The sequence below is a fragment of the Mesorhizobium sp. M1B.F.Ca.ET.045.04.1.1 genome (assembly GCF_003952465.1).
Lineage (GTDB): Bacteria > Pseudomonadota > Alphaproteobacteria > Rhizobiales > Rhizobiaceae > Mesorhizobium > Mesorhizobium shonense.
On record NZ_CP034448.1, the window covers coordinates 5,743,936 to 5,755,706 of the forward strand.

12 protein-coding genes are annotated in these 11,771 nt (G+C 66.6%); 7 read left to right on the plus strand and 5 right to left on the minus strand.

Going from position 1 to position 11,771, the window contains the following annotated elements:
- Positions 1 to 61 precede the first annotated feature (61 nt).
- Entirely contained in the window at positions 62 to 673 is a 612-nt protein-coding gene (locus EJ071_RS28460; protein ID WP_126102755.1) for a TetR/AcrR family transcriptional regulator, read from the minus strand.
- Positions 674 to 1,159: 486 nt separating this feature from the next.
- On the opposite strand from EJ071_RS28460, the gene EJ071_RS28465 reads away from it, so the two are divergent.
- The 3 genes from EJ071_RS28465 to EJ071_RS28475 are packed head-to-tail and all read left to right on the plus strand — an operon-like array spanning position 1,160 to position 4,898.
- Positions 1,160 to 1,627 (plus strand): (2Fe-2S)-binding protein, encoded by a 468-nt coding sequence (locus tag EJ071_RS28465; protein WP_245460360.1) that lies wholly within the window; start codon positions 1,160 to 1,162, stop codon positions 1,625 to 1,627.
- Positions 1,624 to 2,607: a xanthine dehydrogenase family protein subunit M gene (locus tag EJ071_RS28470; RefSeq protein ID WP_126100826.1), complete on the plus strand. Its 984-nt coding sequence runs from the start codon at positions 1,624 to 1,626 to the stop codon at positions 2,605 to 2,607. Before EJ071_RS28465 ends, EJ071_RS28470 begins: the two co-directional genes overlap by 4 nt.
- Positions 2,604 to 4,898, plus strand: coding sequence for a xanthine dehydrogenase family protein molybdopterin-binding subunit (locus EJ071_RS28475; RefSeq protein WP_126100827.1), 2,295 nt, complete (start codon positions 2,604 to 2,606; stop codon positions 4,896 to 4,898). Before EJ071_RS28470 ends, EJ071_RS28475 begins: the two co-directional genes overlap by 4 nt.
- Before the next feature lie 225 nt (positions 4,899 to 5,123).
- Here EJ071_RS28475 and EJ071_RS28480 read toward each other — a convergent pair whose 3' ends face one another.
- On the minus strand, positions 5,124 to 5,507 hold the full coding sequence (locus tag EJ071_RS28480; RefSeq protein ID WP_126100828.1) for an SgcJ/EcaC family oxidoreductase: 384 nt from the start codon (positions 5,505 to 5,507) through the stop codon (positions 5,124 to 5,126).
- Positions 5,508 to 5,669: 162 nt separating this feature from the next.
- Here EJ071_RS28480 and EJ071_RS28485 point away from each other — a divergent pair, with 162 nt between their 5' ends.
- Complete coding sequence (locus EJ071_RS28485) at positions 5,670 to 6,155, plus strand: hypothetical protein (protein WP_245460000.1); 486 nt, start codon at positions 5,670 to 5,672, stop codon at positions 6,153 to 6,155.
- 26 nt (positions 6,156 to 6,181) lie between these two features.
- On the opposite strand, the gene EJ071_RS28490 is transcribed toward EJ071_RS28485, so the two are convergent.
- A complete protein-coding gene (locus EJ071_RS28490) occupies positions 6,182 to 7,192 on the minus strand; it encodes an NAD(P)-dependent alcohol dehydrogenase (RefSeq protein ID WP_126100829.1) in 1,011 nt (336 codons plus the stop codon).
- A 98-nt stretch (positions 7,193 to 7,290) separates the two neighbouring features.
- Here EJ071_RS28490 and EJ071_RS28495 point away from each other — a divergent pair, with 98 nt between their 5' ends.
- A complete protein-coding gene (locus tag EJ071_RS28495) occupies positions 7,291 to 8,295 on the plus strand; it encodes a LysR family transcriptional regulator (protein ID WP_245460001.1) in 1,005 nt (334 codons plus the stop codon).
- Here EJ071_RS28495 and EJ071_RS28500 read toward each other — a convergent pair.
- Together EJ071_RS28500 and EJ071_RS28505 are read right to left on the minus strand one after the other, a co-directional pair.
- Positions 8,264 to 9,022 (minus strand): slipin family protein, encoded by a 759-nt coding sequence (locus tag EJ071_RS28500; protein ID WP_126100830.1) that lies wholly within the window; start codon positions 9,020 to 9,022, stop codon positions 8,264 to 8,266. The two genes, EJ071_RS28495 and EJ071_RS28500, sit on opposite strands and share 32 nt — an antisense overlap.
- On the minus strand, positions 9,019 to 10,428 hold the full coding sequence (locus EJ071_RS28505) for a nodulation protein NfeD (RefSeq protein WP_126100831.1): 1,410 nt from the start codon (positions 10,426 to 10,428) through the stop codon (positions 9,019 to 9,021). The genes EJ071_RS28500 and EJ071_RS28505 overlap by 4 nt, the downstream gene beginning before the upstream one ends.
- A gap of 191 nt (positions 10,429 to 10,619) precedes the next feature.
- On the opposite strand from EJ071_RS28505, the gene EJ071_RS28510 reads away from it, so the two are divergent.
- Complete coding sequence (locus tag EJ071_RS28510; protein ID WP_126100832.1) at positions 10,620 to 10,856, plus strand: DUF1127 domain-containing protein; 237 nt, start codon at positions 10,620 to 10,622, stop codon at positions 10,854 to 10,856.
- Between the two features lie 264 nt (positions 10,857 to 11,120).
- Entirely contained in the window at positions 11,121 to 11,714 is a 594-nt protein-coding gene (locus tag EJ071_RS28515) for an OsmC family protein (RefSeq protein WP_126100833.1), read from the plus strand.
- The last annotated feature ends 57 nt before the right edge of the window (positions 11,715 to 11,771 follow it).

The following is an 11,771-nucleotide window of genomic DNA, read 5'->3' on the forward strand; positions in this document are numbered from 1 at the left end:
GAACACCCCTCATCCGTCGCCTTCGGCGACACCTTCTCCCACAAGGGGAGAAGGAGAGGCGCTACCCCCTCGCCCCGAACCTCAGCCCATCCATCAACAGCTTCACCAGCCGTCCCGAGCGCTCGCGCCAGTCGGGCGTGTTGGGGGCGGAGTAGATGCCGCCGAGCGCATGCATCACATCCGAGGCGTCGACGTCGGCGCGGATTTTTCCGGAAGCGGCGGCCGCCTCGACCAGGCTTCGCATAGCGCCCGAGACGCGTCCGGACGTGTCGGAGAACAGCGTCGAGTTGGTGGTGAGCAGGATGCGAAGGCTTGTGGCCAGGCCGCGCTTGGTGGCGATATAGTCCACGAAGCGCTGCATCCAGAGTTCCAGCGCGACGTCGGCCGGATGATCGTGCGCGAGCTCCTCCGCCGCCTGGCAGAGCCCTTCCACCTCGCGGCGATAGACCACCTCGACCAGGTGCTCACGCGTCGGGAAATGCCGGTAGAGCGTGCCGATGCCGACCCCTGCCCGTTTCGCAATCTCCTCCAGCGAGGCATCGACGCCGTCGGCCGCGAAAGCCTGCGCCGCCACCTCGACGAGCTTGTCGCGGTTGCGCTGCGCGTCGGCGCGCAGCGGCTTCTGTACCGGCGCCTCAGGCTTTTCGGCGGTCTCTGGCGGCTGTTCAGTCAGTTTTTTCTCCACTCTCGCAATATGGGGGTTGAACCAAGGCGGCCCAGCCCCCAAGTAAACAAACGGAGGCGCCTCCGTTTTAGTGGAGCACCTTTATCATATAATCAGGGGAAGCGGTATGTCACGTGTTGAGCGCCAAATCTCCCCCTCGAGGGGGAGATGTCGCCGAAGGCGACAGAGGGGGTCGTTGCGCGTGAAGCGCCAGCGCCTTGCGCGACGACAGACCGCGCCGGCGCTCTACGTGAGACGACCCCTTCTGTCCTGCCGGACATCTCCCCCTCAAGGGGGGAGATTAGCAGCTTCCACGCCTTGCCCCTCTCCCTCCAAGCCCCATTTCCATCCGCCTAGCGTCCAGCAATCGGAGCCCGACGCCCCATGACAAGTCAAATCCACACAGGCCAGCCCATCATCGATCCTCCCGAAGACGGCCATTTCAGGAATGACGATGCCGCCAGCGGCTCAACCAACCCGCCCAGCCCGACCACCCTGTCCCTCCATCTCACCATCAACGGCGAGACCCATGCGCTCGACCTCGAGCCGCGCGTCACCCTGCTCGACGCGCTGCGCGACCGGCTCGCGCTCACCGGCACAAAGAAAGGCTGCGACCAGGGCCAGTGCGGCGCCTGCACCGTGCATGTCGATGGCGAACGCGTGCTCGCGTGCCTGACGCTGGCAGCGCAGGTCGAGGGACGCGAGATCACCACCATCGAGGGGCTGGCCGATGAGGACGGCACGCTTCATACCGTGCAGGCCGCCTTCCTCGAACAGGACGCCTTCCAGTGCGGCTATTGCACGCCGGGCCAGATCATGTCGGCGGTGGCCTGCATCCGCGAAGGCCATGCCGGCTCCGACGAGGAGATCCGCGAATACATGGCCGGCAATCTGTGCCGCTGTGGTGCCTATCCGCACATCGTCGCCGCCGTCCGCCAGGCAGCCAGGGAGCTCCGCTCATGAGAGATTTTTCCTACCTCCGCGCCGACAGCGTCGAGGCCGCGCGCAATGCGGCCGCCCTTCCCGGCGCCGTGCTGCTTGCCGGCGGCACGACGCTGGTCGACCTCGCCAAATGCGGCGTCGCCGAGCCCTCGACCGTCATCGACATCAGCCATATCGAGGGGCTGAACGCCATCGATGTCGACTCGGACCGCGCCGTCATCGGCGCGCTGGCCAAGATGAGCCATGTCGCCGACAGCGCCGAGATAAAGAGCTACTTTCCGGTGGTGTCGGAAGCGCTCTGGCAGGCAGCCTCGGCGCAGCTTCGCAACATGGCGACCATCGGCGGCAACCTGATGCAGCGCACGCGCTGCCCCTATTTCCGCGATCCGCACAACTTCCCGGCCTGCAACAAGCGTGCGCCGGGCAGCGGCTGCTCGGCGATCGGCGGCGTGACGCGCGGCCATGCGGTGCTCGGCACCAGTGAGGCCTGCATCGCCACCTATCCAGGCGACCTGGCAATAGCGCTCGTCGCCTTCGACGCCGAGGTCGATCTCGGCGAGCGGCGGCTGAAGGTCGAGGACTTCTTCCTCGCCCCCGGCGCAACGGCCGAGCAGGAGCACGACATCCGCCCCGGCGAGGTGATCACGGGAATAGAGATCCCGGGCTCGGCCGCCGCGCGGCGCTCGACTTATCTGAAGATCCGCGACCGCCAGTCCTATGAATTCGCCGCGGCGAGCGCCGCGGTCGGGCTGGAGCTCGAAGCCGACGGCCGCACCATCCGCGACATCCGCGTCGCGCTCGGCGGCGTCGCGACGAAGCCGTGGCGGGCACGCGAAGTCGAAGAGGCGCTGAAGGGCAAGCCGCTCGACGAAGCGACCGTGCGCAAGGCGAGCGAGCTCGCCATGGAGGGCGCCGTCGACCATGGCGCCAACCACTACAAGATCGCATTGGCGCCGCGCGTCATCGCGCGCGCCATCCTCAAATTGGGAGAGACGGCATGACCGTTCATGGCATGAAACACGCAGCGTCGGACAGCGCCCGCCTGGAAGCGGTCGGTGGAAGGCTGTCGCGCGTCGACGGCCCCGCCAAGATCACCGGCGCCGCCCATTACGCAGTCGAGCAGCAGCTCGAAGGGCTGACGCATGCCGTGCTGGTCGGCGCGACCATCGCCGCCGGCAAGGTCACAGAAATCGACACGCGCGCGGCCGAGACCGCGCCCGGTGTGCTCGCAGTGCTGACCCCCGACACCATCATGGAGTTGAAGGGCGCATCGGACTGGTTCGGCAGACCGCCATCCGCTGAAACCTATTGCCCTTTGGCCCGCGAGGTCACCTATTCCGGCCAGCATGTCGCGGCGGTGGTGGCCGAGACCTTCGAGCAGGCGGTGGCGGCGGCAGCGCTGGTCAAGGTCAGCTATGACGAGACGCCGGCCATCGTCGATTTGAGCGATGGCAAGGCCGGCGACGGCATCCCGATCGACGCCATGACCAAGGAATGGGGCGACGCTGAAGGTGCCTTTGCCGAAGCCCCGGTGCGCGTCTGCGTGGCCTACAACACGCCACGCGAGTTCCAGGCGGCGATGGAGCCGCATGGGCTGATCGCGCGCTGGGAAGGCGACCAGCTCACCATCTGGGAGCCCAGCCAGTGGCTAGACGGCATGGCGCGCACCTATGCCGAATGGTTCGGCGTGCCGTTCGAGAATGTGCGGCTGGTCTCGCCCTATATCGGCGGCGGCTTCGGTTCGAAGGCGCTGGCGCTCGCGCATAGCGCGGTGGCGGCGGCAGCGGCAAAGATGCTCGGACAGCCAGTGAAGCTGGTGCTCAACCGCCCGCAGAATTTCACCTCCTATGGCGGCCGCGCCGCCACCCGCCAGACGGTGGCAATCGGCGCCGACAGAGACGGCAAGATCCAGTCGATCGTCCATCGCGGCGTCAACGAGACTGCGGTCGACGGCATGTGGGTCGAGCCGCTCGGCTCGGTCACCTCGATCATGTACGCGACGCCCAATTTCTCCTCGAAGCAGAATGTGGTGCGGGTGAACACGGTGGTGCCGGGGGCAAAACGCGCGCCAGGCGAGAACCCGAGCGCCTTCGGCATCGAATGCGCCATCGACGAGCTTGCTTATGAGCTTGGGCTGGATCCGCTGGAGATGCGGCTGATCAACTATGCCGAACAGGATCCGGAAGCGAAGAAGCAGTGGTCGACACGACAGCTGCGCGAAGCCTTCGCTGCCGGCGCCGAGGCCTTCGGCTGGGCGAAGCGTTCGCCCGCGCCGCGCTCGATGCGCGACGGCCACCAACTCATCGGCTGGGGTATAGCTGCCGGCACCTATCCGGTGCGGCGCGCCCATGGGGAGGCGGTTGTAAGAATCCTCGCCGACGGTTCGGTCGAGGTCGAAAGCTCCTCCATCGACATGGGTCAGGGCACCTACACGATCCTCGCCCAGACTGCCGCCGAGACGCTCGGCGTGCCAGTGGAGCAGGTCTTGGTGAGGCTGGGGGATTCCCACTTCGCCCGTGCGGGCGTCACCGGCGGCTCGCGGCTTGCCGGCGTCATGACCGGCGCCGTCTACAAGGCGGCCGGCCAGGCACTCGACGAACTGGTCGGGCTGGCGCTCTCCGATCCGCGCTCGCCCTTCCAGAAGCTGCAGGCGAACACCCTGCAGGTGAGAGACGGCCGCATCGCCTCGCCGCGCGGCGAAGGGCCGGAGCTCACGATCGCCGAGCTGATGGAAACGCTTGGCCGCGAGCGGATCGAGGCCAAGGGCGACACCGTTCCGGCCAACTTCACGCCGGAGCAGCGCTACAACAACTACACCACCATCGCCATGGCGCTGCCGCACACCGAGGGCGACTATTCGCGCCATTCCTGGTGCGCGCATTTCGTCGAGGTGCGCGTTGACGAGGATTTCGGCACGGTGCGTGTCTCGCGCGTGGTGTCGGCGCTGGATTCCGGCCGGCTCTACAACCCGAAGCTGGCCGAAAGCCAGTGGAAGGGCGGCATCATCATGGGCATTGGCCAGGCGCTCCTGGAAGAAGGCATCGTCGACCGCCGCCACGGCCGCATCGTCAACGGCAACCTCGCCGACTATATGCTGCCGACCAATGCCGACATCCCCGATATCCAGACGATCTCGGTCGGCATCCCCGACCCGCATTCTTCCGCGCTCGGCGGCAAGGGCGTGGGAGAGCTCGGCATCGTCGGCGTGGCGCCCGCGATTGCCAACGCGGTGTTCCATGCGACGGGCAAGCGGGTAAGGGATTTGCCGATTACGCTGGAGAAGTTGATCTGAGGGTGGTGCGGTTGGCGGAGCGCTTAATCTCCCCCCTTTGCGGGGGAGATGCCTGGCAAGGCAGAGGGGGTGCTGTCCCGCCATCATCTCAGCCGATCCCCGGCACTACCTCAGCGACTGCGCTAGAGTGTTGATCCTCAAGGTCTGCGTTTCCTTCACACCCCCCTCTGTCCTGCCGGACATCTCCCCGCAAGGGGGAGATTGGCAGTTCCGGCGACGGCGCCCCTACACCTTCGGCGCCAGCAAATTCGCATCCCTTGCCAACCGCCAGCGCCCGTCGCCTTCCTTTCGCAAAATCGTCAGCGTGTAGCCCGACCGCCGCACGGCTTCGCCGCCCGGCGGCGTCGCCGTCATCTCGATGCGGTTGCGGATATAGGCCCAGTCGCCGAGCAGCTTGAGCTCGACGATCTCGCTGACGCCGTCGATCTTCGTCTCGCCCATGCCTTTGGAGGCAGCGGCGAAGGCTTCCTTGCCGAAGGGTTCCTTACCGGGAACCATAAAGACGACATCGTCCGCCATCAGGCCAAGCACGGTCTCCAGATCGCCCTTGCGGCTCGCAGCCATCCAGGTCTCGACCACCCGGCGGATCGAAGCCTCGTCGTCGGTCATTGCGTCGTCTCCGCATGCAATCGTCGGTGGATAAGTGGAGCAGCTGCGGCCGGCGGCAAGCGGCGGCGAAGGTGCGCGTAATCTCAGCCCAAGTGGGGGAGATTGGCGCTCGCGCGCTTTCGCTGATCTCGGTATGATCGCCCTATTGCAGAGGGAAGGACCATGAAAACCGCGTTACCGACACTCATCCTGGCGCTTGCAACCACCATCCCCGCCCATGCCGCAACCTGCGCGTGGTCCGCCAAGGTGGAGGAGGATGAAGGCGGCAGCGTGATGACGGCTTCGGTCTGCGGCGGGCCGAAGGGCGATGCGCATCTGATGCTGACCTGCTTTGCCAAGCCGGTCCTGAGCTATGATCTCGGTGCTGCGGGCGGGCAACTCGAGCCCGGCATCAACGCCTCCTTCACCTTCAAGGCCAGCGGCAAGACCGTGACGCGGAAGCTCGACCTGGAAGCGATGTACAACTACTTCACGGCCGAGCTTTCCGGCCCCGCCGACCCGCTGCTCGCCCTGCTGCGGGGCAAGGGCGAGGCGACGGTCGGTGCTGCCAAATATGGCGAAGCGAGCTTTTCGCTGGAAGGCTCCGGCGCGGCGATCGGCAAGGTGCTGGCCGAGTGCGGCAAGGGCTCGGGCGGCGAAACGGATTGAGCCGCCGATCTCCGACGGCGCTTCCCCTACCACTCCAGCCCGAACACCAATTTCCCGAAATGCAGGCCGCCGGCGGCCATGTGGGTATAAGCCTCGGTGGCTTCGTTCTGTGAAAACACCTTGTCGACGACCGGCTCGATCCCCGCGGCGCCGATGGCGCGGGCGGCGTCGCGCAGGTCCGAGACCGATCCGGTGTTGTTGCCAACCACCTTCAGCGCCTTGATGATGATCGGCAGCAGGTTGACGGTCGCCTCGGCGCCGGTGACGAAGCCGATGGTGAACAGCGTGCCGCCCGGTGCGGTGGCGTTGACGGCGCGCGCGAAGGTGGCGGTGCCGCCGGTCTCGACGACGAGGTCGGCGCCGAGGCCGTCGGTCAGTTCCAGCACCTTGCCGTCCCAGTCCGGCGTCGCGCGGTAGTTGATCAGGTGATCGGCGCCGAGCGCCTTGGCCCGCTCCAGCTTCTCGTCCGAAGACGAAGTGATGATGACGGTGGCCCCGGCCGCCTTGGCGAGCTGCAGCGTGAAGATCGAGACGCCGCCGGTACCGAGCAGCACGACCACCGAGCCCGGCCCGACATCGGCGGCGCGGAGCGCGTTCCAGGCGGTGGTGCCGGCGATCGGTAGCGTCGCCGCGGCCTCGAAGGAGAGATGCGCCGGAACCGGCACGACCGAATTGGCCGGCAGCGCGACATATTCGGCGAGCGATCCGGGCAGCGAGATGCCGCGCATCTGCGTCATCTCGTAAGGACGCGGCCGGCCGCCGATCCAGCGCGGCTTGGCATGGGCAACGACGCGGTCGCCGACGGCGAAGCGGGTAACGCCCTCGCCGAGCGCGACGATCTCGCCGGCACCGTCGGCGACCGGAATAAGCGGGAAGCTCGGCCCCGGATAGTTGCCGCTCGCCACAGCGACATCGACGAAATTCAGGCTTGCAGCGCGCTGGCGGATCAGCACCTCGCCGCGCTGCAGTTCGGGCGTGGCGACATTGGTGGCGCGGAAGGCGTCCAGCCTGGGTTGGCTCAGTTCGATGGCTTTCATGGTTTACTCCGTGGGTTGCCGTTTGGCGGGTTGAGTAAACCTATCTGCTGCGCTATTTCTCGATAATCCTTGATCTTTACATTTGAGTATTGCGCCCCATGCAGCAATCCCACGAACCGGCGGCCCTTTCGGAAATGGCGGCCTTCGCGGCCATCGCCGAGGCGCGCTCCTTCACCAGGGCAGCCGCGCGGGTCGGACGCGACGCCACCATCCTTTCGCGCCGCCTGCAATCGCTGGAGGAGCGGCTCGGCGTCAGGCTGCTCCACCGTACGACGCGCAGCGTGTCGCTGACCGAGGCCGGAGCGGAATTCCTGCCGCGGGTGCGCGCCGTCCTCGCCTCGGTCGACGAGGCCGAGGCGGCCGCGTCGGCGCATGCAGCCGGCGGGCCGCGCGGCCTGCTCAGGCTTGCGCTGCCCGGCACATTCGGGCGCATGTGGATCGGGCCGCTCTTGCCGCAGTTCCTCGCGGAGTTCCCCGATGTCCGTATCGAGGCCGAGTTCTCCAACCGCTTCGCCGATCTCGTCGCCGAGAATTTCGACGCTGCCGTCCGGCTGGGCAGCCTGGAGGATTCGCGCCTGGTGGCACGCAAGGTGGCGACGCGGCGCCGGCTGCTCTGCGCCGCGCCCTCCTACCTCGCCCGAAGGGGCAGGCCGGAAACGCCGCAGGCGCTGCTTCAACATTCCTGCCTCGGCTTCACCGGCTTCCAGACCTTTCCGGCCTGGGAGATGACCGACCGCGAGGGCCGGCGCATGCGCGCCGAGGTTTCGGGGCCGCTGGTCAGCGATGATGCCGAGGTACTGGTCGAGGCGGCGGTGCAGGGCGTCGGTCTGATGATGAGCACCGACTGGCTGGTCGGACGCGAGCTCGCCGACGGGCGGCTGGTGCCGGTCCTGGAAGACTGGACGCTCGCCGACGAGGGCGCGGTCTATGTCGTCATGCCCTCGGCCAAGGGCCAGGCCGCCAAGACCCGCGCCTTCGCCGACTGGATCGGCAAGCGCTTCGCGCCGGAGCCGCCGTGGCGGCGGTGCAACGCTCCCCCTTCTCCCCTTGTGGACGAAGAAGGGCCGCGCCTCACTTCCCCTCCCCCTTCAGGAACTGCCTGAGCAAATCCATCGGCAGCGGGAACACCACCGTCGAAGAGCGCTCGCCGGCGATGTCGTGCAGCGCCTCGAAATAGCGCAGCTGCATGGCCTGTGGCTCTTCGGCCAGCATCTTGCCCGCCTCGACAAGCTTGGCCGCGGCCTGCTGCTCGCCATCGGCGTTGATCACCTTGGCGCGCCGCAGCCGCTCCGCCTCGGCCTGCTTGGCGATGGCGCGGATCATGCTCTCGTTCAGGTCGACGTGCTTGATCTCGACATTGGAGACCTTGATGCCCCAGGCGTCGGTGCGCTGGTCGAGGATCTCCTGGATGTCACTGTTGAGCCTGTCGCGCTCGGCCAGCATCTCGTCGAGCTCGTGCTTGCCGAGCACCGAGCGCAGCGTGGTCTGCGCCAGCTGGTTGGTGGCGGTCATGAAATCCTCGACCTGGATGATCGCGCGCTCGGCGTCGACGATGCGGAAATAGAGCACCGCGTTGACCTTCACCGAGACGTTGTCGCGCGAGATGACGTCCTGCGGCGGCACGTCCTGCACCACCACACGCAGGTCCACCCGCACCATCTGCTGGATGAAGGGAACGAGGATGATGAGGCCCGGTCCCTTGACCCCGGTGAAGCGGCCGAGCGTGAAGACCACGCCGCGCTCATATTCCCTGAGGATACGGATGGCCGCCGACAGGAACATGATCACCAGCAGCGCGAGGATCAGATAGCCGACATAGGCGACTGTCATTGTTTAGCTCCGTCGTTTCCTGCCCCCGTAGATTCCCGCCCGTTGTTTCCCGCCCCGTCGTTTCCGGCACCGCGCCGCCGCACCGTCAGCACGAGGTCGCCGACGGCGGTCACCTCCGCGCGATCTCCCGGCGCGATCGGTTCGTCGGCCTTCGCCCGCCAGCGTTCGCCGAGCGCCAGCACATGGCCCTCGCCGCCTTGCCAGTCGAGAATCTCCACGGGCAGACCGCGCATGGCCTCGCCGCCGATGCGCGGCGGATTGCGCCGCGCCGCCCAGAGATAGCTGCCGGCAAGCAGCGCGAGCGCCAGCGTCAGCGCCGCGGCAGGACCGATGATCGCCCACGATATGGCGAAGCCCGGCCCCTCGACCTTGAGCAGCATGGCTGCGCCGAGCAGGAAGGCGGTCGCGCCGCCGAGCCCCAGCAAGACCGTCGGATTGAAGGCCTCGATGATGAGAAAGGCGACGCCGAGCAGCATAAGGGCGAGCCCGGTGTAGTTGATCGGCAGCAGATCGAGCGCATAGAGGGCGAGCACGAGGCAGATGGCGCCGATGACGCCCGGCGCCACCGCGCCTGGGCTCGTGACCTCGAAGACGATGCCGTAGAAGCCAATCAGCATCAGGAGAACGGCGACGTTCGGATCGGTGATGACGGCGAGAAGCCGGATGAACCAGCCGGGGTCCAGCGTCTCGACGGTCAGGCCCTTTGTCGCCAGCACCTCCTTCTTGCCGGCCACGTCGACGGTGCGGCCATCGGCCAGTTGCAGCAGCTCGGTGGTGTCGCGGGCGACGAAGTCGATGACATGTTGCTGCAGCGCCGCACTTGCCGAAAGGCTTGCCGCCTCGCGCACGGCCTTCTCGCCCCAGTCGCCATTGCGCCCGCGCAGCTCAGCGAGCGAGCGGATGAGAGCCACCGCGTCATTGGTCACCTTGGCCATCATTGGGTCGGCGGATGGCTGCCCGGTGCCCTTGTTGTCCTTCTCTCCGCCGGGAAGCGAGGGCAGCCCGCCGATCTCGACCGGCGTCGCGGCCCCCAGATTGGTGCCGGGGGCCATCGCCGCGACATGGGTGGAGTAGAGGATATAGGTTCCGGCGCTGGCCGCATGGCCGCCGGCCGGCGCGACATAGCCGATGACGGGAACCGGAGAGGCCAAGATGTCGGCGATCATCTCACGCATCGAGGTGACCAGCCCGCCCGGCGTGTCGAGCTGCAGGATGAGGACGGCGGCGTTGCGCTCGGCCGCGGCCTTGAGCGCCTCCTTCAACTGGCGCGAGCTCGCCGGACCGATGGCGCCGTCGATCGCGATGCTGACAGCAACCCTCTCCGCGGCCGTTCCGGCCGAGGAGAAGGGAAAAAGAAGGGCGGCCACGAAGGCCGCTGCCAAAAGGGCCACCCGCGCGAGTCTCACGCTCAAAGCTCCTTGGATTCAATATGGGGTTGTGCCGGGCGAAGTCCAATGAGCTGCTAATCTCCCTCCTCGAGGGGGGAGATTACCTGCCCTCGACGATTCCACGGCAATTTCGACGCGGGCTCCAACGCTCGCTCCCTCGCTCATGCCTCATCGTCCCCATTGACCGCCAACGAACAATGGAGACGACAATGACGACTTTGGCTCGAACAACCAACGAAACCCGCAGCGCCGACTTCAGCCTGTTCGGCTTCGTCGGCCGCGCCGCGCGCCTGGCCTATCGCGCCATGAAGATGCGCAGCGAACGCGCCGCGCTGCAGGCGATGCCGGACCATCTGCTCAAGGATCTCGGCATCAGCCGCTCGCAGATCGAGTACTGCACCTCGATCCGCCTTGCGCGCTCCGACACGGATGGGATGAGCGACTGAAGCATTCGGTAGCCGGAACAGCTTGAAGGCCGATCAGAAGCCCCGGTATCGCCGGGGTTTTCGCGTTTGGCTCTGCCCCGTCGACCGGCCTTCCCGGCGTTGGATTCCGGCCGCGGGCGCGCGTGCGAGACGAAACGTCCGATGCAATTTCCACGGTGCGCATACCAAAAATTCCACGCTCGCACCCACTCTCGTTCACACGCTCTTCCGCCAAAGAAAAGCGTCACGGCAACCAAGCCGCAAACAATCTTGGGAGTAGAGAAAATGCAACCCAACACCAAACCTGCCAACACCAAGCCTGCAAGACTTCCGCTCAACGGCGTCGACACGCCGAACCTCATGGCGACGATCAATTTCGTGGCGGGCCAGCCGGAGCTGGCGAAGTTCCAGTTTCGCGCCCACAACGAATGGATCGAGGGCACGCACAGCAAGAGCGTCATGCATGGCTTCTTCGGTGCCGGCCAGGAGCAGAAGCATGAGAAGCCCTATTACGCCGACAGCGATCATCCGGCGATCCTGTGCGGCGCCGACAATGCGCCGACCCCGGTCGAATGGCTGCTGCATGCGCTGGCGAGCTGCCTGATGTCGGGCGTCGCCAACATTGCCGCCGCGCGCGGCATCAAGCTCACCCGGGTCAAGTGCTCTGTCGACGGCGACATCGACCTGCGCGGCATCCTCGGCATCTCCGACGAAGTGCGCAACGGCTTCCAGAACATCCAGGTATCGTTCGAGGTCGATGGCGACGCGCCGGCCGAGAAGCTCACCCAGCTCATCGAACAGGCCCGCGCCCGCTCTGCCGTCTTCGACGTGCTGACCAAGGGCGTGCCGGTCACGGTCGGGATCAAGACCATCCAGTGACGCCGACACTCCAATGACCCTATGGGAGACGGTTCGCACACGGCCGTCTCCCTCAAC